Here is a 24122-nt window from a genome sequence, read left to right on the forward strand (position 1 = left end):
GCTCAGATTTCACTCACTTTTTCACTTCTCTGTTTTATTGCGATCGTATCCCTCTTTAAAAACTGTCCGAAGTATTGTATTTATTTAAGTTAGTCTATCATCTCCAGATCTTTGACCAAGCTTTTTACCTACGGCTGTTTCTCTCGAATCATTGCGGATTGGTATAGTTAGTCTAGATATTAAAAATATATCAGCGAGACAAAGGTTAAGGACAGCTAGTGATGGTAATGACTGTGAATCGAGACAACTGTGGGCTAAGTACGGAAATAATTACAGGTCGGATTTTGCGGTGGGGGCAGTTGAAAGCAAACAAGCTAACCGTCAGTTCGATCGGGGGAATTGTTGCTGGCTTTCTGAGTTTTGCCCTGCCGGTGCAAGCTTTGCAGGTAGTTGTGACGCCGACAAATCCCCAACTGGGAGATACGCTGTCAGTAATCATTCAGGTTGACGGTAACGGCGGGGAAACTCCAACAGTTTCTCTTCAGCAAAAAAACTACCCCGCGTTTTCGATCGGCAACGGTCGCTTTCGGGCCCTGCTGCCGACGACGCCGGTAGAGAAACCCGGTGCCCGCCTTCTTCAAGTCGCAGGTGATGGACAAGTGCAGAAGTTGAGCGTGCAAGTGCGCGGTCGAGATTTTCCCACCCAATCCATCTGGCTACCGCCTGGGAAAGACGAGGAAGGTACAGATGCCGAATTTGATCGCGTAGACGCATTTAAAGCACTGGTGACACCCGAAAAATTTTGGGACGGCAAATTGTTGCGCCCCAACTCCGGCGAAATTACCACTATTTACGGGGTGCGACGCTATTATAATGGGGTATTTGCTCAAGACTACTACCACCGCGGCGTGGATTACGCGGGTGCTTACGGTTCCCCTGTAGTCGCACCAGCAGCAGGTCGGGTGTCTCTAGTGGGACGCGAATCTCAAGGCTTCAAAATCCACGGGAATGTCGTTGGTCTCGACCACGGGCAGGGGGTAGCAAGTATTTTGATGCACCTCAGCCGGATTGATGTCAAGGAAGGCGATGTCGTGAAAGCCGGTCAAGTAATCGGTGCTCTGGGGTCAACGGGGGCTTCCACAGGCCCTCACTTGCATTGGGGACTTTACGTGCATGGGCAGTCCGTCGATCCTGTACCTTGGCGGCTTCAGGGAGTTGAGTAGGAGTTTTTACAGGTTTTGACGGATTTATCAGTCAATTATGGGGTAAGTTTGTGGCTAGGGTGTGCAGATAACTCTGATGGGTTATCAGTATTGAGTTAGGATTTGTATAAAATTTGTCAACTCAACTCTCAAAGCTCGAATCTCAAGACGCTAACAATCGCGTCTTCACAAAACTTTATTGATGATGCCGTTGAGCGGGGACGCATATATGAGTATTGAAAAAATTGTTGAACAGGCTTTGCAGGATGGCTATTTAACGCCGTCAATGGAAGCTGAGGTGGGACGGATCTGCAATACGGCTTCGGAATTGTCGATCGAAGAGTACATGGCTCTCGATCGCCTGATGGGCTCTTTGTTGACTGGCGAAGTTGTAGTTCTGCCACGCAAACAGTTCATCAACGTGATGGAAGAGTTGGTACTCAGCGATGCGATCGCTAGGGTGGCCGAAATTGAAGCCACGAGCGACCTTAGTCTGGATGTGGGAGATATTGCAGCTTATGCTTTAAATAGGCTGCCACCTCTGTACGCTACGACGGAAGAGGGAGCTCACTTTCAAAGGGCTAGGGCTAAAGAGCAACTTCACGATTTGATTTCCAAAGAAGTCAACGCAGCGATCGCCCGCAACTTGGACAGGCCCGACACCCCAAACCCAACAGCTTTGGGCAAGTCTTCGGGAAACGAAGTTCTTTCACAGCTAAGCACTTGGCTGCAAGCTAACGCCACTAATTTTGAGCCACAGCCTTAGTACGACCCCAAAAGCTCTATTTATGGTTAAGTCGATCCCGCTCAATTTAGAAAGCGGGATTTTTAGTTTCCGCAGCCCCCAAGATTCATCTGAAGGCAGAAGCCAGAATTCAAGAACAAAAAATTAAAATTTAAGAGTTTTCTATTTTATGTAAAAAATAAAAAACTCCCTCTTCCTTGTTCCTGACATCGGTTACATCCGTCGAGCGAATCCGTTGCCGAACTTCCTTCTTCCTTCAAACGATTAATTACTGCTGTCAGAAGACTCAGCCGAAGGACCGACGGTAACTTTTGTCTCTCGTTTTTCGCGTTTTTTCCGTTCCGCTTGGATGACATCTTGAAGCACTATTCGTGCTTGAGCCATTTTTTCCAAATTGCTGCGGTACAAATCTAAATCTTTGCTAACTTTGTCTTCTGGCAGGTGCAATGCCGCACAGACTTTGGCGATCGCGTCGTTTCGCGTTTCTTGGTCTTTTACTAAGTTAGGGTCAGCTTTTTCTAATAGTGAGAACAAACCGATCGCGAACAACCGGCTGTACTTAAATTGAGGGTTGCTGGCGATCGCCCCTAAAGACGCTTGCAAATCCGCTGTATCTTCAAAGCTGGTCGAGCGATCGAGCCACGAGAGCAACTCTTGCCCGGAAAGTCTATCCGCCAAGCTTTCCAATCGCTGAGCGTCTTGCTTGTAGCGCTCTGGATCGTCTTCTAGGGACTTGCATAAAGCGTTAAAAATCGAAACTCTGTCGGCTTCTGGGGCGTACCCAAGCATGAACCTATCAAAAGCTGTCACTACACCCAAAGCATAAATCGGGTCGTATTGAAAATCGGCATTCGCTGAAAGCAAGTGCATTTCTACCATCAACTCTTCCACCACTCGACGGTAAATTGAGTTGATCGGTCGAGTGTGAATCGTATAGAAACTTCGCTTAGTATCTGAAACAGTACGGTTCTTGTTCACCTGAGTCTTATAGATAAATAATTTTGCCGTAGCGGGCGTGCCAGCGCGGCGTGAGTAAAGTCGGGGAGTCAATTCTGCGATCGGGCTGACAAAGATTGCCAGTTTTTTAAGCGTTGCCGCCTCCTTGCGAGACAAAATTTTATCAAAAAAATTTTACGCGCGATCGGCAGCAACCATTAATATGTCGCAAGAGGAGGGGCAAAACCCCAGTATCTTTACAATCATAGCTCTTCTGGGATCGCTCATCAGAAAAATGGGTAGAAACCCCGTCCTTATAGGACGGCTTCACAAAAAGACACAAAACCAAAACAACTAACTCACAAAAGACGTGCTAGAGCGTCAAGATGGAAAAAGCCTACCGCTACCGATTCTACCCGACCGTCGAGCAAGAAAATCTCTTGCGACGGACAATGGGTTGTACCCGGTTAGTGTATAACAAGGCTTTGGCGGCCCGCACGGAAGCTTGGTACGAGCGTCAAGAGAGGGTTGGCTACAGAGAAACTTCCTCGATGCTGACGAATTGGAAAAAAGAAGAGGAACTCGACTTCCTCAACGAAGTTAGTTGCGTACCTCTTCAACAGGGACTCAGACACCTTCAAACAGCTTTTACCAATTTCTTTCGGGGACGAGCCAAGTACCCTAATTTCAAAAAAAAACACAACGGTGGTAGCGCTGAGTTCACCAAGTCAGCTTTCCGTTGGAAAAACGGGCAAGTGTTTCTGGCAAAGTGCAATGACCCGCTACCTATTCGCTGGAGCAAACAAATTCCAGCAAGCTGTGTTCCTTCTACTATTACGGTAAAACTAACACCGACTGGACGCTGGTATGTCTCTATACTTGTAGACGACTACACGCTCAAACCACTTCCCAAAACAAATAAAACAATCGGCTTGGACGTGGGAATTAGTAGCCTGATTGCTACTAGCGACGGCAATAAGATTGCCAACCCCAAGCATTTCAAGCAGCTTCGTAAGAAGTTAAAAAGGAAGCAAAAAGCTCTAGCCAAAAAGCAAAAAGGAAGTCGTAACCGTGAAAAAGCGCGGGTGCAACTGGCTAGAGTCCACGCACAAATAGTGGATGTCCGCAAAGATTTCTTGCACAAGCTAACAACTCAAATCATTCGTGAAAATCAAACGATTGTCGTTGAGGACTTGGCTATCAAGAATATGGTGAAAAACCATAAATTAGCTCTTGCTATTAGTGACGCTAGTTGGGGCGAGTTAATTCGCCAGCTAAGTTACAAGTGCCAGTGGTATGGGCGAGAGTTTGTAAAAATAGACCGCTGGTTTCCCAGCTCTAAACGCTGTGGAAACTGCGGTCACATTGTTGAAAAATTGCCGTTGAATATTCGAGAATGGGAATGCCCTAAGTGTGGCGCAAACCACGATCGTGACATTAACGCAGCAAAAAACATTTTGGCGGCTGGGCTAGCCGTGTCAGTCTGTGGAGCGACCGTAAGACCCGAACAGAGCAAATCTGTTAGGGCGGGTGCTATGAAGCAGAAACCTAATCGGTGACGATTGGGAATCCCTGTACCTTTAGGTCAGGGTGGATGTCAAAAATCTAATCTTCTGACTTGCCCCGATCGGCTAGCTGTGTATCACAATTAAGTTTTTTTTGTCAAGTCCTAATCGTCAAAAATCAAACAAACATGACAATTTCTCCAGAATTAATAGCTTTAGCCCAGTACATGGCGGGCGAATTTGACAACCGAGAACAAGCGCTAGCAGAGCCGGCTTGGTACGTCCACCTTCGTTTGTGGCAAAGACCCCTGCCGGTTCCGTTATTTTCCGAACCCAGCATTGCGCTGTTTGCCGAACAAGCCAACATTCTGGAATTAGACAAGCCATACCGCCCCCGCATCGTGCAACTGAGGCACTCACAGATAGCGCCAGGACTGATTGAAGCTCAGTATTATATGTTCAACGACATTACAGCCGTCAAAGGAGCCGGTTGCAACCCCGACTTGCTTGGAAAGCTAACGAAGGAGCAAATCCAACTCCTCCCGGGCTGCACCCTGTCCGTTGCAGTGGAAAATTTAGCCTCAAACAGCTATCGCTTTCGGGCATCTTTGCCGGAGGGCACTCGCTGCGGCTTTGCCTACGGGGGGCAAAATTACCAAGTAGACTTGGGATTTGAAGCCGCAGGCGAGGAATTTCTCAGCTACGACAAAGGAATAAGCCCCACGACAGGCAAGGCTATCTGGGGAGCTTTAATGGGCCCTTTTAGATTTGTCAAGCGTCAGGATTTTGCTGCTGAGATATTGGTTTGAAGCAAGAAGTAACAAGAAACAAGGAAGAAAGATTTAGCTATCTAGGATAGAAGGCAAGACTTTACCTTGACCTATTCTTCTACTTTAGTGTTTTGGTGAACCTCTCAACCTCTCAAGAAAGGAAGAAAGCATAAGGAAGCTGGCAAGAATTTACCTGCTTCCTCTTCTTGTGAAGGGTTCCGGCGCTTTTTGTGAGCCTCAAGCTGAAATTGCGCTTACACCGAAAGCGATGCAAGCGGGAGTGGTCAACTTGCGCGCGGCACCCCCTCTAGAGCTTCTTCTTCCGTTTCAAAGATTTCAAACACAGAATCCATCATGGTGACTTCAAACACCAGTTTGGCTTCGGGATGAACATTGCAAATGCGGAAACTTCCCTTAACTTTATCCGCATCCCGCATACCTGCTACAAGTGAGGTCAGGCCAGAGCTATCGATAAAGTTAACCTGACCAAGATTCACTACAACATGGCGGCTAAGTTTGGAAATACACTCTTGCAACTTGAGGCGGAATTGCCAAGCTGTAGTGATGTCCAACCGTCCTGTCGGTGCTAAGACGATAACTGTTGTACCGTCTTGAAGCGTGTGGGTTTTTTGATCAATATGAATCACTGACCCTTCCCTCAAATTTATTATCTATCGCGGTGGTTACTGTCCCAGTAGTTTAACTCAGGTCGGTGACTGCTGAGGCATCCAATTCGCCCAATCTTGCGGTTTTAAGAACTTGGAGTAGAGTTCGGCTTCGGGAGAGTTGGGTTCTGGCTCGTAACAATATTCCCAGCGTACCAAAGGTGGCAGGGACATGAGAATCGATTCGGTGCGTCCGTTGGTCTGCAAGCCAAAGGTCGTGCCTCGATCGTACACCAAGTTAAATTCAACGTAACGGCCGCGGCGGTAAAGTTGGAAATTACGCTCGCGCTCGCCGTATTCTTTCGATCGGTGCTTTTCAATTATGGGGGTGTAAGCCGGCAAAAATGCCCGACTGCAGTCCTGTACAAAGGCGAAGAGCGACTCCCAAGTCCTAGGTTCCGGCACGCCGATGTTGTTGCTGCACTCAGCGGCCTTGCCTTTGACATGATGGTCGCGGTAAAGCGCGCCTTGAGCGCTTTGATAGTCAAAAAACAGACCGCCCACGCCCCGGGTTTCTTGGCGGTGAGGCAGGTAGAAATATTCGTCGCACCAGAGTTTAAATGTCGGATAATATCCGGGATGGTGGCGATCGCAAGCTGCTTTTAAAGTTTTGTGAAAATGAGCTGCATCCTCAGCCAACGGGTAATAAGGAGTCAAATCCACACCGCCCCCAAACCACCAAATCGGGCCGGCCTCAAAATAGCGGTAATTCAGGTGAACCGTAGGCAAGTAGGGATTGCGGGGGTGCAGCACCATAGAAGTCCCCGTTGCATAGAAATCGTGACCTGCAGCTTCTGGGTGCTTTGCCAGAATCAAAGCCGGCAAACTTTCGCCCCACACTTGGGAAAAATTGACTCCCCCTTGTTCAAACACATCGCCTTCGCGCATGACGCGAGAACGTCCGCCGCCGCCTTCGGAGCGTTCCCAAGAGTCCTCCTTAAATTTGCCCAGGCCATCGAGCTGTTCGAGGGATTGACAAATTTCGTCTTGTAGGCTTTTCATAAATTGGCTGACTCTAGCTCTAGAGTCAGCGGGTGGCAAAAACGGGGAAGTGGCGGTTTTAAGTGTTGTAGAAACTGTCATAAAATTTTCTGTTGTCAGATTTGAGTTTTAGATGGGCGATGAATCCCAAATCCAGTCGTCATGTAATTATGCCACCGCAGGTCTGCAAATGATCGCTATGAAGTTACATTAAAAAATAGCAATAAAAATATACTTAAACCTGCGATCGAAAATTCGCAAACCCAATTGCAGAGCTATGGTGGAGAATACAATGCCCAAGACACTCGATGTTAGTTCAGTCTTAGAAATCCTGCGACCCGTGCAAGACCCCGAACTGCAAAAGAGTTTGGTGGAATTGAACATGATTCGTAACATAAAAATTGACGGCGGTGTCGTCAGTTTTACTTTAGTGCTGACAACGCCTGCTTGCCCGCTGCGAGAATTTATTGTCGAAGATTGCCAAAAAGCGGTCAAACAGTTGCCAGGAGTCGAAAAAGTGGCGGTGGAGGTGACAGCCGAGACGCCCCAGCAAAAGGGAGTGGTTGATCGCCAAGGCATTGAAGGCGTTAAAAATATTATCGCAATTTCCAGCGGTAAAGGTGGAGTCGGCAAAAGCACGGTGGCGGTAAATGTGGCAGTAGCGCTGGCGCAAACCGGCGCTAAGGTGGGTTTGCTGGATGCCGATATCTATGGGCCCAATGACCCGACAATGTTGGGTTTGGGGGACGCGAAAGTGATGGTTAGGGACGGGAAAAGCGGGGAAAGCCTCGAACCCGCCTTCAACTACGGCGTCAAATTAGTGTCGATGGCGTTTTTAATTGACAAAGACCAGCCCGTGATTTGGCGCGGCCCGATGTTGAACGGGATCATTCGGCAGTTCCTCTATCAGGTGAATTGGGGCGATTTAGACTATTTGATTGTCGATATGCCTCCGGGTACTGGAGACGCGCAGTTGACAATGGCGCAAGCGGTGCCGATGGCTGGTGTTGTGATCGTGACAACACCGCAGACTGTGGCATTGTTGGACTCCCGCAAGGGTTTAAAAATGTTCCAGCAGTTGGGAGTGTCGGTGTTGGGAATTGTGGAAAACATGAGCTATTTTGTGCCGCCCGATATGCCTGACAAGCAATACGATATTTTCGGTTCTGGTGGCGGGGAAAAGACTGCTGCTGAGTTGGGAGTGGCGCTGTTAGGCCGCATTCCGCTGGAAATTCCGTTGCGGGAAGGTGGCGATTCGGGGGTGCCGATCGTGGTGGGGCAACCGGGTTCTGCTTCAGCTAGGGAGTTGCGGGCGATCGCGGGCCGCATTGCGGGTAAAGTTTCCGTAGCAGCCTTAGCCTAACAAACTCTCGTTCCGAGGCTTTGCCTCGCGTCTTCCGGTTGACGAAGATTTGCCTAGTTCTCAGGCTCTGCTTGGGAACTAGAAACGATAAACGGTAAGCTATAAAGAGCAAACTTAACATTCAAACAATTATGATTTTTCCAGGTTCGGCAGTTCGAGTTAAAGATAAGGGTGAGATTTACTACGCCTTTCAAGGACAAGTCCAGCGAGTTAGCGACGGAAAGGTCGCGGTACTGTTTGAAGGCGGGAATTGGGACAAGCTGATTACGTTCCGCCTGTCGCAGTTGGAACTTGTCGATGCTACGGCTGGCCGCGCGAAATAGTCAGCGGTCATTAGTCATTGGTAATGGGTAATCTGTAATTTGTAATTGGTAAAGTACCCAAGACCAGGCTACTAAATGAAAACCCTTGACTAATGACTAATGACTGATAACTGATGACTAATGACTAATGACTAATCACTAAAACTATGCGTTTACCTTTACCCCAATTTGCTATAAAAGAGCGCCATCCCGATCGCATTGCTGAGGTAATCGAGACGGCAACGTCGGAGTTTTTGGCTCAATGTTTGGAACCGGAAGACTTAAGTTTTCCCGTGATGCCGCCTTTTGGGAGTTGGGTGAAGGCCGAGGATGAAGAGTCAAAAAATCAAATTTACGGTGTGGTTTATTACGCTACGACTAGCCCGATCGACTCGGTGCACAGAGCTCGCGCTTTGGGTTTGTCGCTGGAAGAGTTGCGGGAAGAACAACCGCAGATTTTTGCTATGCTCAAAACCGAGTTTCGAGTGGCGATTGTTGGGTATGAGGCTGCGCCGGAAAGGTTGAACGGTCACGGCCCATCGAGGGGTAAAATTTATCAGTATTTGCCGCCGCGCCCGCCGCAAATTCACCAGGCGGTTTACCGCTGCGAACCGGATGAGGTGATTGATTTTACCGTGCAGTTGGATTTTTTGAGGACGCTGCTGGGGGTGGCTAATGCGCCGGTGGAGGCGCTGACGGCGGCGGCGATTCGGGAGATTTATCAGTTGCGGATGCGCGATCGATCTTGGTTGGTGGAAGCGGGGAGGAGTTTGAGTGTTTTGCTGAAGGATGATTATGACAGGTTGAGGGTGATTTTAAGTCAGATTCATCCGTAGGGAAAAGCTGGAATAAGATAATCTGGACTTACGCAAAAAGTGGTTTGACACGCTACGGATAGCAGTAAGGTGTGCAATGTGCACCCTAGATAATTAGGTTCTGCGTCAGTCCAGATCAGGTTTTTTGGAGGCAAAATATTTTATGTGGGTAGAGATAACAGGGCTAAATCAAGTTCCCGAATGTGGTGTCTTGAAGGTAAAAGTTGACGAAACTTCAGTGATTTTGAATCGTCAAGGCATGAATGTGACTTGTTACCGTAATGCTTGCACTCATTTAGAATATCCGATCGACATGGGTAAGGTAAGCAGCGGTATCATTACCTGTCCGTTTCATAAATATCAGTACCAATTAGATACGGGTAAGTGTTTGAATGCACCCAGCGATTCTCTGGAATCTTATCCGGTAAAGATTGAGGGCGATCGCGTTTTTGTAGAAATAGATTAGTTATTCGTTATTTGTTAAGTCCGACAGGGGTTTAAACCCCTGTCTCATAGCTAAAGTCGTCTCAAGACGACTGTAGATTAATATGTGATATCAAGTCCGGCTTAAATACCCCCTCACTCTGTTAGTCTGCGGAGGCAGACTTTGTTTTTGTAGTAGCGGTTTCAACCGCCGAACCATTGAGGGAGTAGCCAACCCGGATTAAATTTCAACCTACCGTTTTCGCACCCCGCTGACGGAGGAAAACCACCAAAAGCCCGATCGCACCTACCGCCAACAGCAGCCATTCTTCGGGCTCAGGAACCCCCGAAACATTAAGAGGATTATTCGGCTTAGTTAACTCCTCCTTACCCGATTCTACCTCCCGTTCAAATCGATCGCTCTTAGCTTCCGCTGCTTTTAGCTGCTCCCTTTGCGCGTCATTAACTAACACAATCATCGAAGAATAAGGCGTCACCACTTTGAAATTTTTAGCTACAGCGTGCATCGCATCCAGTTGCGTCAGTTGATTGGAACTTTTCTGCTTGCTAAGTGCAGTTATCAACTGCCGCGCAGCTATCGGTTTAAAGCCTTCATTGCCGGCATTTTTTGACTCTGCGACTGCCGCCGATTTTGCGGTTTTTTTCGACTGCGGGGTTTTGGCATAACTCCAAGCATAGCCGTCAACAACGCTAACTGTAGATTTGCCCGAAGCTGCTGTTGTTGCTACTCGCTGCATCGCCTCTTTCATATCCGTAGCAACTCCGCCGCCGCTATCTTGAATCACCTTTAAAGTTGCGTCGTCGTAGCCGGGGGGCAAACCTCCCAAATGCACTGTCCATAGAGGTGAAGAGATGGAAAGTTTAAGTTTGCGATCGTCCGATAATTCGTAACTGTGGCGATCGCTCACCAAAAATACAGTATCGTAACTTTTATCGCCCTGCAACTGTGCAAACTGTTGCAGCATATCTTTGAGCTGGATTGTACCGTAAAATGTCACCTTTGCCGCATCGAAACTGCGTAAATCTTCCACAAACTTAGGTGGCATTCCCGCAGCGCTGGCGACATACAAATCAACAGCATTTTTGCGTGCTGCATTAGTTTTCAACCATTCAAAAGTCTCTTTTACTTCCTTACTTTCCGCCGCCATGCTGCGTGAAGTATCCAGAATAACTGCAAATCTCTTGCCTTGCGGTAGCGAGTAATTTGCATCAGCCAGCGGCTTAGCAGAAATGATATTTCCTCCCGGTAGAAGCGCCTGCTGCGCTGTTAGAGGTTGCTGTGCGACTGCTGGCAAAAAGGGTGGCAGCCAAGTTTCTATGGCTTCTTTCGCGCTGTATTTTACCTCTTTTCCGGCGATCGTGCGGCGAGTATTTTGATCCCAAAAAATGTTGCGTTTTTCAGCCAAAACAGGCATCGCCCAACCCTGCGGCTGGCGCATGACTTTGTAAGTCAGCCACAGGTGCATTTCCGTTGGCCCCTCAGTTTGGGTGAATTCTCGTTTAGCCGGGATTGGAAAAGCCCGCAAACGGTATTGTTTGGGGCCAATTTGTTCTAGCAAAGCCGGATCTACCCTTTCTACTACCTGTTGGTTGTAGACTTGCTGTGCGGCACCGCGAGGCGATACCGTAAATACAAAACGTTTGTTTAAATCGCCAGTATCTCCTAGCCAAACTCCTGTAACTGCGGCGCTTTCGGGCAGGGAAAAGTAATAAAATACTTCTTGTAAGTTCGGCGTTTGATTTTTGTAAACTTCGTAGAGTTGAACGTCAGCCCAATCGCCATTTTCTTTGACTGTTACTTCTTGCGACTGCAACCATACTTTTTCATCGCTGACATTCAGCAAACCGGCTTTTGCTTCTTCGCGATTTGATGTTGACTGCACCGCGTGTTTTACTGCTTCTGTGTCGCCTTTTTGCAGTTCCGTGTCGAAGAATTCGCCGTAGAGTTTTTCGGCTTTTTCCACATCAGCACTAGAGCCTTGATACAAAAACGGCGACATTAAAAAATTATAGCTGTTCTGCACCGTTTGAGCTGCTCCGTCAGGCAAATTCAAACTATTTTTGTACATCTCATAAATGTGGTTGTTTTCTCCCACAGTGCTGAGGTAGCGGTAAGGAGACAAATAAGCGTTAACTAACCCCGATCGAATCGCATCAGATTTGGCTAATAAAGTTTGGCGAACCGTGTCATTTGCGGGGGGAGTTGCCAACATTTTCAGTGCTGCAACTTGTGGCTGCTGCTGCAAAGCGGAAAAAATAGCCAGCCAAGCTGCTATTACTCCTAAACTTCCGATTATCGCTTTATTTTTCCCGTATTGTGCAGCAAAACTCTGCCATATTTTCCGCCCGGAATGAAGGTAGAGAAAGCCGTACAGCGAAGGCATGACCACGAACAAGCTACAGGTTAAACCAAACAATATAAACGATAGCGGTATCCAAATTAAACCCCAGATCCACTCCCCGTATCTAAAGATATCCCACCATGCTGATATCCATGTAAATTTGAAAAATTCAATGACTACAGTGAAGAATCCATAAAGTGTATACAATGCCACAGGTACAGCGTAATACATCAGCAATGTTGCCGCCCAAAGGCCAACTACTAGCATTAAACTGTGGCATCCTAATTGCAACCACGCACTTCGCTTTTCTCCGATTAGCCTGAAAAAACGAGGCTGTTTATTATGGAATTTCTGGGAATCTGAGAGATTTTGAACATTTTCTTTTTTACCCAGATATCCGTACAGCATTTCCACTAAAAATGCTGCAATGCACAAAGCAATAGTCGCGATGATTTGATAACTAGCTGGGGTGAGTTCTCGCAGCAGGAACAAGCGGAGCAAACACAGCAAAAATAGCGGTGCTTCTACGCCGTAAAACCAGCGCATTAGCTGTAGGGGTTGCTTGCTAAAACGCCTAGCTCCTATTACTGTACATACAGTGGGTACTGCGATCGTAGCTGCCATCGTCAAAGAAAACTCGAAGGGGATGCTGCCATCGATTGTCGCCATAATTAATGGCACTCCGATAATCGGCAAGATTCCCAAGTAAACAATCGATAAAAAAGTCAAATTCCACAGCCAAAAAATTGTTTTAAAAACTCCATCAAATACCTGTTTAATTTTCATTCATTTCTCCTTGTAAGCTTTCTTTAACGGTATCGTATACATTACTAGCAAACTTTTTTACTTCATAGTTTTCGGCTTGTAACGAACTGTCAAATAAAATGGAAACTAGCACCCAGTTGTGGTTTTTGTGAGTGAGGTCGCTGCCGATACGGGACATGAAGTTATCTGTAGTTATCTGTGCAGATTGCAGCCAGTATGCTGCTGATAATTGGTTGTTTTTGAGAGACAGCCAGCGCGCTGTTACTGAAGGAGTTAGTTGTTTTTTTTCTATGCGATTGACGGGAATTCCGCTCGCTACAAAACACAACTCGGGGGCGTGATAAGTTTGCCAGGATGTGCTCGCTACTGTGAGCATGGAACCGCGCAAGTTGCCCGCGACAAATCTGATTTTTTGTGTTTGGGTGCCGGGGTAATTCCCAAAGAATTTTTCTTCGCTGGGATTCAGCGGGATTGATTCGGATACAATCGGTTCGGGAAATTTCAGGGGGGCGATCGCTAATTTTTCACTTTCTACATGATACAATTGAGAAATTGCACCCAAAACAGCCACCGCCACAATTAGTCCCGGTTTTGCCAAAGGCTGATTTTTGAGTATTTCTAAATCCCGTTGCGAGTTAAAATCACTTTCTTTTGTTTCGTGAAATTTCGGAACTTTTTGCAGCATCAACCAACTTAAGAAGCAAGCGCCGATTAAACCCACAATTCCTAGCGGTACGTGCAGCATTGCTGCATAAGTTGGCTGTTGGAAAACTTGGGCAACCAGCACTAGCACGGCAACCCGCAAAGCGTTAGCAGACACCAACATTAAGAAGTTAGCAGCGCATACTGCAAGCCATTTTAAACTCAATTTGCGACCTTCTAGCCAGGTAGCAGCAAGCAAAAATAGCGTTCCCACTAAGAGAGTTTTAATGCCGCTGCAAGGCACGTCAACGTGAGCGATGCCGTTTTCCAAAACGATAATATCGTAAGAAGAAATAGCCCCTATGTGCAGCAGAGAAAGCAACTGTTCTACTACCTGAGCAGTGAGCACTCGTGCCGGCAAACCTAAGCCGCTATTCAACTGACTATTAAATGGTAAAATACAACCCAGCAAGCCAGCAACTGGCAAGTTTTTTCGCCAAAAGTTCTGCTCCACCAATAAGCCGCACAGCCCGTAAGTTCCTAGGATAAATAGCAGAACATTAATTTGTTTGATATCAATTATGCACTGAAGGGCGATCGAGAAAATACCCGCACCCAACATCAACAGCAGCGGATCTCGCCTCAAAACGAAATTGGGTGAAAATCCCGGCGGGCGATCCTCTTCGAGGGCTGCGCTAACGGAGTTCCCGCTCGATCGCACTACTAATGCTACAATCAGAAAACCAATTACTATTTTGTACAGTGTGGGTATCTCAACAAACGAGGATAACAGCCACTTAACTGCCAAGATATTGGCCCAAAACCAAGCAAGCGCCAGCAAAAAAGGAGCCAGCCAAACCAAATTAACCGCAGGATGAGGAGTAACAGAATCTGGAGTTGCAGAATCAGTGATATTGGTGCGCTGCATTATACCGCTTGACATTCACGTTGGTGACATCTTAGCTCAGCCAAATTGGTAATGTCTAGACCGATTATTTAAGTTTTGTCAAGCTTCGATTTTCTCTACAGAGAAGCTAGCGTTATAATAATTAATTTTAGCGGAGGTAAAAATGAGCGAAAAAAGCCCAGGATACAAAATTCTTAGCGATAACCGACAAGCGCGCCATCTCTATGAAATTATAGAGACATACCAAGTGGGAATCGAGTTGAAGGGAACCGAAGTCAAATCTATTCGGGAAGGAAAAGCAAATTTGCGGGACGGATATGGCTTAGTTCGGAACGGGGAACTGTGGCTGATAAACGTTCACATTTCGCCTTGGAGAAGTGCTAGCAACTATTTTAATCACGAACCCCGCCGCACCCGTAAATTGCTGATGCACAAGCAGGAAATTCGCAAATTAATCGGCAAAGTGGAAGAAAAAGGCTTGACTTTAGTGCCGTTAAAAATGTATTTGAAAGGCGGCTGGGTAAAACTTGATATCGGTTTGGGTAAAGGGAAAAAACTGTACGACAAGCGCGAAGATTTGAAGAAACGTGAAGATAAGCGGGATATGGAAAGAGCAATGAAGCAATTTTAGTCAGAGTCATTAGTCATCACTCATTAGTCATTAGTCATTAAATATCTCCAAAAAATAAACTCAAACCTTTGCTACTCGAAGGTTGAAAGTTAATTTATGGAGATGTTTATTAGTCAGGAGTCATTACTGATTCATGATAGGTGATTGCTGATTAATGATTGGCTATTTTAAATCGATTTCGGTTCATTACTCATCATAATATGTTTCAAAATCCTCCCTTGAGGATTTTGAGGACTTCCATCGTCACTACCAACTTAATTAGAGTTATTTGACTGGAGTCCATCTTACAACAGATTCTATGTTGATGAACTAAACCCCAGCTCGTTCTATCCCCGTACGGAAACGGCCCAGGGTAAGTCCCTACACTTCATAAACCTGGAATACGCTGTATCTCCTCATAGAGTCGCATACTGTCGATCGACTGACGGCTGACTAAGCATTATTACTTAGGCAAGGGGAAGAGTTTTACCTTCTTCCTGCTTCCCGCTTCCTTTTTCCTGAAAATATCCGGATGGCTTGTGGAGCCTCATGAATGATTAACCTATGCTCGAATACATCTGGGTAGTGGGAGCATTCCCCAAGGATTCGGCTGTGGACTAACAAACTCTTATGAGAAATGGGTTCAATCATGAGTCATTTCGTAAGATTATGATGCCATTAGGGTGGCAATTAAAATTGGCAAACAAAATATCGCCTAACTCTCAAGTTAAAAAATGCTAAAAATGACACCATTAGCTAACATTTTCAATGCTATGAAAGAGCCAGCAAAAAAGCCTCAGAACTCCAAGTGGGGAGCCTTATTGCTGATGCTAGCAGTAGGCTTGGGCGGCTGGCAAATTGGGTTGCCGGAACTGGCATCTTTTTTTAATAATATGGCTTTTGAAAACTACAAAGCTAATCGATTCGCTGATACTCAACAAGCATATGAGTTAGCGCTCTGGGTAGATCCAAAAAGCCGAACAGCTCTTTACAATTTAGGATGGCTTTGCGAAGAGGTGCAAGATTTACAATGCGCCCGAGGAAAATATCTGCAAGCTGCAAAACTCGGTCTACCTGCTGCTTACAGCAATCTGGCTCGGTTATATATAGTTGATCAAAAAAACTATCCGGCTGCCGTTCACTTCCTGTGGCAAGGTTTGAAATTAGCTGAGGACGATCAAGTAAAATATTCTTTACTCAAAAACTTGGGATGGGCTCGCCTGGAACAGGGTCGATATTCAGAGGCATTGCAACATCTGGATGAAGCGATTAAACTTGATAGTGAAGGACCAGCAACTTACTGCTTAAAAGCGCAAGTCCTAGAAAAAATGAAAAATACTAAGGCAGCGCTACCGCAGTGGAAAATTTGTCTAAAGTATGCGGATTCTCAAGAATTCGATGAGGATATATGGATAGGGATGGCACGTCAACGATTAAACGAGGAAAAAACAAATAAATGAAACGCACAGTTTTGTTTTCATCAACCATACTGGCAATTATAACGGTAGTGGAGCTAAGTCAAGCCTCAACAGCACTGCCAACTCCTTCGACTGTTAAAATTACAGTTAATGAATCAGTCGAAACGCCGTTCGACTCCAATCAAGCGAGGAGGCGGCGGTGCAGAGATAGAGATGGTGGAAAATATCCGTGTCCCAGATTAATCATGCCTTCGGAGAGCGAAGAATAAGAGTTATTTTCAATAAATTTTGTAGAGTGTACCATCACCACTTTACAGCAACAGGTATGTAGTATGTAGTAGTAGTATGCAGGGTGCCCCGTCCGCACCTTATAGCATTTGAGATTTGAGATTAATAATTGAAGAATTGGAAATAACTTATGGCTATAATGGTTTGCAGCTTGCATAAAGCTGCATTCTTTTTTTGAACTGGTATAACTCCTAATCATTGCTGTATCGGCTATTGCTGGAATCCGCAGTGTGCGGGGAGAAAATCCCCGCCAGCAATTCTATCTACTCGCCCTCCGTCAAAGCTAAATCTTGCGGCTGCTGGTGTGAGTTGCTGTAAAAACTAGCAATAATCGCCACCATCAACCACCAAAGCATATTAACTTCCGGCCGATACCAAACTGTATCGACAAAACCGTGGGCCATCATGCCGGCTAAAGTTGCGATCGCCCCAATCAACCAAAACCCCTGATTCGATTTGAGATTTGGGATTTGAGATTTTGGATTTTGGGATTCTTCCTCTAAACTAGAGATCTTAAATTGTGAATCCCGCAGATGTTTGATCTGCAACAAACCTTGATTGACCGTGACAGTCATCAGCCAAAGGAAACACATTAAACCGATAAAACCGGTTTCCACCGCAATTTCCAGCAGCACAGAATAAGCGCTCAAAGCGGTAAATCTCGGCTTCATATAAAGCGGATAAACTTTATTAAAAGCAGTGTTTCCCGGGCCTATTCCGAGAATTGGCCGATCGCGAATCATGTCAATCACCGCCGTCCAAACATTAATCCGAAAATTGTTGCTGCTGTCACCTCGACCGATAAACATACTCGAAACTCGATCGCGCATAGGCTCCACTAAAGCCACTCCCAAAATTAAGGCCCCAGCCAAACCTCCTAACCCTAACGGCAGGGCCCAAGTTCGCCAGAACCTAGGCATCAAAGGGGTGTACCAGTACCACAGCAGCACTAAAAATACCACCAGTAGAGCCACAAAACCAATCCAAGCACCCCGGCTGTCCGTGTAGCGCAAACACGCGCAATTCACCACCAGCATCGTCAGCGCTAAAACTTTTGTTCCCCATCCTTTCCACACAAAAAGTGCGGCGGCGCTCAATGCAATGGCCGGCAGTAAATAGGAACCAAGCAAGTTAGGATTTCCCAGAAAGCTGTAAACTCGCGTGACATTGGCTTGAGTAGAAGTCGGATCGTTCCAAGTAGCTAATGGTGGCACTTTATCAATCCACTGCCGCACGCCGTAGAAACTGACAATTAAAGAGACATTCAAAAATACCGCAATTAACCACGATCGCCAACGGGGATCTCGCAATATCCGAGCCATCAGCGCAAAAAACAGCAAATACAGCGTTAGCTTGCTCCAACCAGTAGCAGCGGCGACTTTGACCGGCGACATGGCGGTTGCGACGGTGGCAATGCCCCAGTACAGCAGAACCAGCAAATGAATCGGCGTGAAGGGGATCTCGCGATCGTCGGAAACAGTCAGCAGCACCCAAAATGCAGCGCTAGCCGCCATCAACACCCCCACCAAGGCATTGTTTACAAACGGCGCCAAACCGAAAGTCAAGCCCAGCAAAACAAAACCCAAGGGTTCAGCCCACTGCATCAGCCAGCTACTCTGCCGCCAACTGCGTAAAGAGCCGATCGCCAAATTGAATAAATAACTTCTACTTTGCCACTGAGAGAGCGGCAAATTTGCCAGAGTTAACTGTTGCCAAACTGAATTCATTTTTAGATTGATTATTGGTAATTGGGAATTGGGAATTGAGTCTAAAAGCATCGACAATTGATAGTAACTCCAATCTTGCACCATTCTCCCTTAAGGCTTTTCTGGTCGGCTCCACAAAGAATAAATTTCTTGTGGGTGGGGCACGCGAGTCCGCGAATAAAAGCCTTATTGAGAATGGTGCAACATCTCAGTATTAATTAACAAATGACTTGTTTCTTCTTCCTTCTTCTTTCCATCCGTTACATCCGTTAGAAAATCCGTTGCCGAACTTCCTTCTTCCTTCTTTAGCCTTCCAACAATTCCGTAGCATTTGTGCAGGGCAGCCAGAGCACGTAGCGATATCCAGATTCCGGGGCGCCTTGAATCGAGAGTTGGCCGCCTTGAATTTCCACCAATTGGCAGCAAAGCAGCAGCCCCAAGCGTTCCCGCGCCCCGTAACCAGCTAACACCGGTGCGGTATCCTCGGCATTCTGGGCCACCAAAGCCGCCAACTCAGAAAACGCCAGCGTTAATCGCTGCGAACCCTGTGTCGGGAGTTGCGCTTCGACTCCCTCGGAGTCGATTTCGGAGTTCGATGGCGAACCGCTACCAGATCCGGCCTTCAACAAGTAGTCGGTGTAGAGTTTAGCATGGGGCAAACTTTCCCCTAACCAAGGATGAAAAACCCAAACTCCGATGTTGATACCGTCTTCTTTCCGAGAAACGTGGACTCGAATCACGCTGCCTGCCCCAGCAGATTGAATAATGCTAAAAATTAAGTGGTGCAGCATTTGCTGAACCTTATCTTTATCTACCAACCAGATGCGCGACCCGGGCCCCATCGACAAATTAATTTCTTGCTCTCGTCTACTTGCTGCCGACGACAGGATTGTCACCACCTGCTGGCACAAAGTTTCTATATCGACTGCGGTTCGCTTCAAGGTGAAAGCGGAATCATCTAGTTCTGCCAGTTCCAAAATTTCTTCAACTAGCGATCGCAAAGAGCGGCTGCTGTCTTGGATCACGTCAATATATTCTTTTTGCTTGCTCGTTAAGGGGCCATAAATTTCTTGTTTCAACACGCTTGCCATGCCGAGGACAGAAGTGAGCGGTGTGAGCAATTCCTGCGCTAAATTATTCAGCAGTTTTACTTTAATTGAGTTAGTAGACAAATCGATAGGTTTGTTAGTCATCGCTAATTTTTATTGGTTCATTGTCGAGCGAGCGTTTGCGGTTCATTAGACCTATTCCAAAAGTTTATAACAATCTGTTTATAATTCACCACAAAAAAACGTAGTGAATAAAAATATATATTCCTTCTTCCCTAGAAGCTCTTCCTTCTCTGACTAATTAAGATTTAATCATTGCTTCTAAAGCTGATTGCAAGTCTTGAGTGAGTTCGGCAACTGCTAACCTGCGGCTGGTTTGATATCGATCCCAACGATCGCTCACTGATATGGGTTCGCCCACGGTCATTTGTACCTGCTGTTTGCCCAACTTCGGTCTGCCGAAAGGATTTCCCCCTTTGATGCGAGCCAGTACGTCCCACAGCAGTAAAGTTGTTTCTGCCAAACGTTCTGCTGTCAGTTGTTCTGCGACGTACCTGCCCGTGACGGACACGAAACTTTCTACAAGTCTCATGTGCCACATCCGAAGACTTGCTTCTTCAGCGAGGCGATCGGCTAATCCTCTTTCTAAGGGAGAAAGTGCTGCAATATCTTTAATATCTTCTCGATAAATATAATCCCAGCCTGCTTGTTCCACACGGCGGCAGCGGTCTATTAAACTGCCTTTGGGCTTTAAGTTAAAATATTCTTCTGCTACTTGCAAACCCACGTCTAACAGGGCTTTCAGTCGAGCCATCATTACTTCATTTCCAGAATCATTTCCCGTTTTTTCTGGTAGCGATAATGATGTTAAAATAGATGTTTCAGGCTGTAAGTTTTTATGATAAAAACGGCTGTAAAACTCTTCCATTACTGCTAATAAATGGCTGCCCAGTCGAATCAGACGCAGATATTGGAATTTGTGATTGTGGTTTTCGGAATCGGGATTTGCGGTCTCTAAATTAGCGAGATCGGTGCGTTCTAAGGGTGGCAGTCGGCAATCGATTTCTAATTGAGTTAAAAGTTTTTCTAGGGGTTGCCAAGGTGGGTTGACATAGCGGTATTGAATGCCGATCGGCACAATTAAAACTTTTTCAGTGCGTCCGGCTTTCAGCAAATCTTCAACGCACCAGAAACCCATTTGAGCAATTCCCGGTTCGAGGGGACTAACTATTTCATTGTGACCGTTGGTGGCGCCTTCTGGGGCGGCGGCGATCGGGAATTGGCTGTTGGCAAATAAATTGCGGGCAGATCGCAATCCGACGCGATCGATCTTCCCGCGAACAATCGGAGTGCCACCGAGTTGGGCATACAACCAGCCGACTCCCGCACCGGCCCACAGGGGAATGCCGCGATCGTAGATAAAGTGCGAATGTACGGGGAATTGCAGGGGAATGCCTTTGGCCCGCGCTGCCTGGGGAACGAGTTTCCAAATTAGTTGTCCCAAACAGTAGGGATCGTCTGAGTTGGGGTGGCGGAAGGCTAGCAAGAAGCGAACTTTCTGATTTTGAAATTGGTGGAATAGTTCGGCGAGGGTTTCGACGTTTTCGGCTTGAACCTGGCTGATACTCGTCCGAAATCGCAGCCACCAGGGGAGTATTTGCTGGCAGCCTTGCATCACTAGCGGGTTGTAGGCTGGGGGTATGAATTCCAGCGGTGGCTGAACTTGGCTAATTGAATTGGGCATTTGGGGATTTTAAATTTTAAATTTTAGATTTTAGATTACTAGGTGGGGGTAAAAACTTCCAATTTTTACAATGCTGAAGTTTTTTTATTAACCGCAGAGGACACAGAGGACACGGAGGAAGAGAGGAGATAGCAAAGCGTGTCAATTTAACGTCAAAAGTATTGCCCGTCTGGGATCGGATATGATGTCGAGTCGATCGACCCCAATATTTTGGTCGGGGCGGGTTTACGGGATTTCTGGCTTATATTACAGATCGGGGATGAACTAGCCTTGACCAGAATTACGATTATTTTACAGGACTAGATATGAAACCATCATCTTTTTTACCCCCCTACCCTTGACAAGGGGGATGCGAGGGGGTCAGAAACTCGACTAAAAACGAGATTTATCCTCAGTTTCAGCCTTCAACACAGATTTTTCCAATCCAAAATCTAAAATCTAAAATCCTATTGTGCGGCTTCAAATATCATTTCTTGGAAGTTAATGACATCCGATCGCGGATCGCAGTGGGTGACTTTGACTTCTAGCCGATCGCCTATTTCGACCGATCGACCAAATCGCATTGCCAATTCTAAACCCAACTCTTCCAATAAAATCAATCCCAGATTGCTGTCTTCCCTCAACCAGCGCAGCATTAAAGCTTCCCAAACTTCGTCTGGGTTGCGCCGCAAATATTCCAATCCCCAATAGCGGTTAGTTTGGCGTTCGACGGTGGATGCTTCTTTAACTGCGGTGCCGAGACACATCACGATGTCCTGTATTTCTTCAGCGGAAAAAGGCAGGGGTTCGCCCCGCAGGTGGGCTTTGATTTGGAAGTGAGTCAGCAAGTCGGTATAGCGGCGGATCGGGGAAGTAACTTGAGTGTATAATTCCAAACCCAAGCCGGCGTGGCGTCCGGGGGTAAGGCCCATTTCGCTGCGGGGCATACACCGACGCACGGCGCAAGCGCGGGCGGGGCCTGCAGGTACAGCTAGCAGTTCTTCATCGGGAGGGAGTTCGGGCTGCGGCTGATAGCGGTAGGGTATTGGTAGGCTGTGAGCTTGACCGTAGCGGGCGGCTAGTTCGCCTGCTAAAATCATCATTTCGGCTACTAGCATCCGGGCTGTGGAGTCGTCGATGACGTGGATTTTGATATCGTCGCCGTTGACTTTGATGACGGATTCGGGCATGAAAATACTGATTGCGCCTTGGGCTTCCCGCCATTTTTGGCGCAGTTTTGCTGCTGAGGCGATCGCTGCTATTTCCGGTTCTGCTTCGATTCCCAACTCCAGCATTTCGTCTACGTCATCGTAGGTCAAGCGGTAGGTGGGTTTGATGGTGCTGATGTGGATGCTGTAATCTTGAGCCGCGCCGATTTCGTCTAAGGTGACACTGAAGCTGAGGGCGCTGCACTCTTTGCCTTGAATTAAACTCATCGGCCCGGTTGCCAAAGCTGGGGGAAACATGGGGATCATTCCCGTGGGCAGGTAAACCGTAGTGGTGCGCTTTCTGGCTTCGAGGTCGAGTTCGTCTCCGGGGGAAAGCAGGCGGGTGGGATCGGCGATGTGTATCCACAGGCGCTGCTGGCCGTTTTCGAGGAATTCTAAGCTGAGGCCGTCGTCGATTTCCGTGGTGCTTTCGTCGTCGATCGTGTAAACCTTGAGGTGAGTTAAATCGAGACGATTTGTGTCGGAGTCGGTTGGGGGATTTTCTAGGCAGCGTTGGGCCACTTCTAATACCTTTGCGGAGAATTGTAGGGGAATTTGGCTGCGCCGCAAAAACAGGTTTTCGTGGGTACTCCACAGGCCGAGATCGACTAGGAGGCCAAATGCTGCTTCGGGGTTTTCGGATCGTTGTAAGCTGGCTAAAGTTTCTAAGGCTGGGGTGCGGTGCGTTGCTTCTTCTCCGAGGAGGGCAAAGCGTTCTAGGGCGTCGAGGCGAGTTCGATCGCTGTGTTCCCAATCTACATTTTCCCCTGCCAGCCGCTGTTTGACTCGATCCCAAAATCCTTGGGATTCTTGGTGTCGCTGCTGTTCTACTTCTTGCTGGTGTTTGATTTCGGCTACTTGGGCGGCCGATCGCGGTTCGTAGCGATCGCCCTTTTGTTTGAAATACAGTTTGTCTGTTGATAGCAAACAGTAAGCCGCGTAACACTGGGCCGGACTGCGTTCCGAAAATAGCAGCATTGCCAGGGCTTCGGGATCTGTCGTTTCTCCGTCCCCGACTAAAAGTTCCCAAGCTACTTCCAAACTCGACGGATCTGAGTAGGCTTCTACTTCTTTGAGAAATTTGGGAATATCGGAGGGTTTGTAAGTTTCTCCGACTACTTCGTAGGTGATTTGTTTGGGCGGTATGCTGTGCGGTTGACCGTTTTCGTCTACCACGACCCAGTTTTTCTTGCCGTCGGGGCGATCGGCAACTGCCAGACGGCGGTCGCCGTGCACTCTAAATTCTACTAACGTTCCCTTCTCCACTTGCCAGCTTTATATTTGAGATTTTGGATTTTTACAGTAGCCACTTATCGAGTTTCGAGCTTGCGATTTTAGATTTTGGATATTGGCAATTTTTCTGGTCAATTTTGAAAGTTAAAATCTAAAAAGTTGTTTTTTCTTCTTGCTTTTTTTTTAACTTTTGACTTGTGATTAAGACTTGCGCTGCGGCGACTCTTAACCCTATTTCGCGATTATTTCGCTGCATTCTTGCTGCACAATTAATGACAGAAAGACGTTTTTTTCGCGCAAGTCTTATTCCCAGTCCAAAATCTAAAACCCAAAATCCCAAATCCTGTTAACCTTCTTGGTTTACGAAGGGCATCAAAGCTACAATTCTTGCTCTTTTGATGCTTCTGGTCAGGTCTCGCTGCTGTTTAGCCGTCAAACCGGTAATCCGGCGGGGCAAAATTTTACCGCGTTCTGTGACGTATTTTTTGAGCAAATCGACATCTTTGTAGTCGATCGGGTCTCCTGGTTTGATGGGCGAAACGCGCCGGCGAAAATAAGTCATG

Annotated in this window: 21 protein-coding genes; 11 read left to right on the plus strand and 10 right to left on the minus strand. The window is 47.0% G+C overall.

Annotated features, from left to right (window positions below):
• Positions 1-221 precede the first annotated feature (221 nt).
• Both QUA77_RS06945 and QUA77_RS06950 read left to right on the plus strand, forming a co-directional pair.
• The gene (locus QUA77_RS06945; protein WP_333449716.1) at positions 222-1163 is read left to right on the plus strand and encodes a M23 family metallopeptidase; all 942 of its coding nucleotides are present in this window, start codon (positions 222-224) and stop codon (positions 1161-1163) included.
• Positions 1164-1371: 208 nt separating this feature from the next.
• Positions 1372-1908, plus strand: a complete 537-nt coding sequence (locus QUA77_RS06950; protein WP_006631395.1) for a late competence development ComFB family protein — start codon at positions 1372-1374, stop codon at positions 1906-1908.
• A gap of 243 nt (positions 1909-2151) precedes the next feature.
• Here QUA77_RS06950 and psb29 read toward each other — a convergent pair whose 3' ends face one another.
• Complete coding sequence (gene psb29 / locus QUA77_RS06955; RefSeq protein WP_333449717.1) at positions 2152-2865, minus strand: photosystem II biogenesis protein Psp29; 714 nt, start codon at positions 2863-2865, stop codon at positions 2152-2154.
• Between the two features lie 344 nt (positions 2866-3209).
• On the opposite strand from psb29, the gene QUA77_RS06960 reads away from it, so the two are divergent.
• Together QUA77_RS06960 and QUA77_RS06965 are read left to right on the plus strand one after the other, a co-directional pair.
• A complete protein-coding gene (locus QUA77_RS06960) occupies positions 3210-4382 on the plus strand; it encodes an RNA-guided endonuclease TnpB family protein (protein ID WP_333039993.1) in 1173 nt (390 codons plus the stop codon).
• Between the two features lie 134 nt (positions 4383-4516).
• On the plus strand, positions 4517-5137 hold the full coding sequence (locus QUA77_RS06965; RefSeq protein ID WP_333039995.1) for a chromophore lyase CpcT/CpeT: 621 nt from the start codon (positions 4517-4519) through the stop codon (positions 5135-5137).
• Positions 5138-5382: 245 nt separating this feature from the next.
• Here the strand turns inward: QUA77_RS06965 and QUA77_RS06970 are convergent, their stop codons facing one another.
• Positions 5383-5745 (minus strand): STAS domain-containing protein, encoded by a 363-nt coding sequence (locus tag QUA77_RS06970; protein ID WP_006631392.1) that lies wholly within the window; start codon positions 5743-5745, stop codon positions 5383-5385.
• Between the two features lie 57 nt (positions 5746-5802).
• The gene (hemF, locus tag QUA77_RS06975) at positions 5803-6846 is read right to left on the minus strand and encodes an oxygen-dependent coproporphyrinogen oxidase (protein ID WP_333039996.1); all 1044 of its coding nucleotides are present in this window, start codon (positions 6844-6846) and stop codon (positions 5803-5805) included.
• A 190-nt stretch (positions 6847-7036) separates the two neighbouring features.
• On the opposite strand from hemF, the gene QUA77_RS06980 reads away from it, so the two are divergent.
• The 4 genes from QUA77_RS06980 to QUA77_RS06995 all read left to right on the plus strand — a co-directional run bounded on the left by QUA77_RS06980 (position 7037) and on the right by QUA77_RS06995 (position 9690).
• The gene (locus QUA77_RS06980) at positions 7037-8107 is read left to right on the plus strand and encodes an Mrp/NBP35 family ATP-binding protein (protein ID WP_333039998.1); all 1071 of its coding nucleotides are present in this window, start codon (positions 7037-7039) and stop codon (positions 8105-8107) included.
• Positions 8108-8238: 131 nt separating this feature from the next.
• On the plus strand, positions 8239-8430 hold the full coding sequence (locus QUA77_RS06985; RefSeq protein ID WP_015175937.1) for an NAD(P)H dehydrogenase subunit NdhS: 192 nt from the start codon (positions 8239-8241) through the stop codon (positions 8428-8430).
• Between the two features lie 146 nt (positions 8431-8576).
• Positions 8577-9245, plus strand: coding sequence for an HAS-barrel domain-containing protein (locus QUA77_RS06990; protein ID WP_333040001.1), 669 nt, complete (start codon positions 8577-8579; stop codon positions 9243-9245).
• A 142-nt stretch (positions 9246-9387) separates the two neighbouring features.
• Positions 9388-9690 carry a Rieske (2Fe-2S) protein gene (locus QUA77_RS06995; RefSeq protein WP_333040003.1) on the plus strand — a complete coding sequence of 101 codons (303 nt, stop codon included), beginning with the start codon at positions 9388-9390 and terminating at the stop codon, positions 9688-9690.
• Between the two features lie 205 nt (positions 9691-9895).
• Here the strand turns inward: QUA77_RS06995 and QUA77_RS07000 are convergent, their stop codons facing one another.
• Positions 9896-12796 (minus strand): TIGR02921 family PEP-CTERM protein, encoded by a 2901-nt coding sequence (locus QUA77_RS07000; RefSeq protein ID WP_333449674.1) that lies wholly within the window; start codon positions 12794-12796, stop codon positions 9896-9898.
• A complete protein-coding gene (gene xrtO / locus QUA77_RS07005; RefSeq protein ID WP_333449675.1) occupies positions 12786-14360 on the minus strand; it encodes an exosortase O in 1575 nt (524 codons plus the stop codon). The genes QUA77_RS07000 and xrtO overlap by 11 nt, the downstream gene beginning before the upstream one ends.
• 127 nt (positions 14361-14487) lie before the next feature.
• Between xrtO and smpB the strand changes: the two genes are divergently transcribed.
• From smpB to QUA77_RS07020, 3 genes are all read left to right on the plus strand, one after another.
• The gene (gene smpB, locus QUA77_RS07010) at positions 14488-14955 is read left to right on the plus strand and encodes an SsrA-binding protein SmpB (protein WP_333042316.1); all 468 of its coding nucleotides are present in this window, start codon (positions 14488-14490) and stop codon (positions 14953-14955) included.
• A 722-nt stretch (positions 14956-15677) separates the two neighbouring features.
• Positions 15678-16394, plus strand: coding sequence for a tetratricopeptide repeat protein (locus QUA77_RS07015; protein ID WP_333042317.1), 717 nt, complete (start codon positions 15678-15680; stop codon positions 16392-16394).
• Positions 16391-16621 carry an Osc7112_2153 family protein gene (locus QUA77_RS07020; RefSeq protein WP_333061305.1) on the plus strand — a complete coding sequence of 77 codons (231 nt, stop codon included), beginning with the start codon at positions 16391-16393 and terminating at the stop codon, positions 16619-16621. Before QUA77_RS07015 ends, QUA77_RS07020 begins: the two co-directional genes overlap by 4 nt.
• Before the next feature lie 282 nt (positions 16622-16903).
• Here QUA77_RS07020 and QUA77_RS07025 read toward each other — a convergent pair whose 3' ends face one another.
• From QUA77_RS07025 to rpsR, 5 genes are all read right to left on the minus strand, one after another.
• Entirely contained in the window at positions 16904-18367 is a 1464-nt protein-coding gene (locus tag QUA77_RS07025) for an IctB family putative bicarbonate transporter (protein WP_333449676.1), read from the minus strand.
• Positions 18368-18651: 284 nt separating this feature from the next.
• A complete protein-coding gene (locus QUA77_RS07030; RefSeq protein WP_333042321.1) occupies positions 18652-19539 on the minus strand; it encodes a histidine kinase dimerization/phospho-acceptor domain-containing protein in 888 nt (295 codons plus the stop codon).
• Between the two features lie 157 nt (positions 19540-19696).
• Positions 19697-21139 carry a 1-acyl-sn-glycerol-3-phosphate acyltransferase gene (locus tag QUA77_RS07035; RefSeq protein ID WP_333449677.1) on the minus strand — a complete coding sequence of 481 codons (1443 nt, stop codon included), beginning with the start codon at positions 21137-21139 and terminating at the stop codon, positions 19697-19699.
• A gap of 446 nt (positions 21140-21585) precedes the next feature.
• Entirely contained in the window at positions 21586-23592 is a 2007-nt protein-coding gene (locus QUA77_RS07040) for a ribonuclease R family protein (protein WP_333449678.1), read from the minus strand.
• Positions 23593-23905: 313 nt separating this feature from the next.
• On the minus strand, positions 23906-24121 hold the full coding sequence (rpsR, locus tag QUA77_RS07045) for a 30S ribosomal protein S18 (RefSeq protein ID WP_006631377.1): 216 nt from the start codon (positions 24119-24121) through the stop codon (positions 23906-23908).
• Position 24122 lies beyond the last annotated feature (1 nt).

Source organism: Microcoleus sp. K5-D4 (assembly GCF_036704575.1).
Classification (GTDB): Bacteria; Cyanobacteriota; Cyanobacteriia; order Cyanobacteriales; family Microcoleaceae; genus Microcoleus.

Bases quoted from the DNA above. Each gene is read 5' to 3' on its own strand.
- QUA77_RS06945 (WP_333449716.1), top strand. From the start codon at position 222: ATGGTAATGACTGTGAATCGAGACAACTGTGGGCTAAGTACGGAAATA.
- QUA77_RS06950 (WP_006631395.1), top strand. From the start codon at position 1,372: ATGAGTATTGAAAAAATTGTTGAACAGGCTTTGCAGGATGGCTATTTA.
- QUA77_RS06960 (WP_333039993.1), top strand. From the start codon at position 3,210: ATGGAAAAAGCCTACCGCTACCGATTCTACCCGACCGTCGAGCAAGAA.
- QUA77_RS06965 (WP_333039995.1), top strand. From the start codon at position 4,517: ATGACAATTTCTCCAGAATTAATAGCTTTAGCCCAGTACATGGCGGGC.
- hemF (WP_333039996.1), bottom strand. From the start codon at position 6,846: ATGACAGTTTCTACAACACTTAAAACCGCCACTTCCCCGTTTTTGCCA.
- QUA77_RS06980 (WP_333039998.1), top strand. From the start codon at position 7,037: ATGCCCAAGACACTCGATGTTAGTTCAGTCTTAGAAATCCTGCGACCC.
- QUA77_RS06985 (WP_015175937.1), top strand. From the start codon at position 8,239: ATGATTTTTCCAGGTTCGGCAGTTCGAGTTAAAGATAAGGGTGAGATT.
- QUA77_RS06990 (WP_333040001.1), top strand. From the start codon at position 8,577: ATGCGTTTACCTTTACCCCAATTTGCTATAAAAGAGCGCCATCCCGAT.
- QUA77_RS06995 (WP_333040003.1), top strand. From the start codon at position 9,388: ATGTGGGTAGAGATAACAGGGCTAAATCAAGTTCCCGAATGTGGTGTC.
- QUA77_RS07000 (WP_333449674.1), bottom strand. From the start codon at position 12,796: ATGAAAATTAAACAGGTATTTGATGGAGTTTTTAAAACAATTTTTTGG.
- xrtO (WP_333449675.1), bottom strand. From the start codon at position 14,360: ATGTCAAGCGGTATAATGCAGCGCACCAATATCACTGATTCTGCAACT.
- smpB (WP_333042316.1), top strand. From the start codon at position 14,488: ATGAGCGAAAAAAGCCCAGGATACAAAATTCTTAGCGATAACCGACAA.
- QUA77_RS07015 (WP_333042317.1), top strand. From the start codon at position 15,678: ATGACACCATTAGCTAACATTTTCAATGCTATGAAAGAGCCAGCAAAA.
- QUA77_RS07020 (WP_333061305.1), top strand. From the start codon at position 16,391: ATGAAACGCACAGTTTTGTTTTCATCAACCATACTGGCAATTATAACG.
- QUA77_RS07025 (WP_333449676.1), bottom strand. From the start codon at position 18,367: ATGAATTCAGTTTGGCAACAGTTAACTCTGGCAAATTTGCCGCTCTCT.
- QUA77_RS07030 (WP_333042321.1), bottom strand. From the start codon at position 19,539: ATGACTAACAAACCTATCGATTTGTCTACTAACTCAATTAAAGTAAAA.
- QUA77_RS07035 (WP_333449677.1), bottom strand. From the start codon at position 21,139: ATGCCCAATTCAATTAGCCAAGTTCAGCCACCGCTGGAATTCATACCC.
- rpsR (WP_006631377.1), bottom strand. From the start codon at position 24,121: ATGACTTATTTTCGCCGGCGCGTTTCGCCCATCAAACCAGGAGACCCG.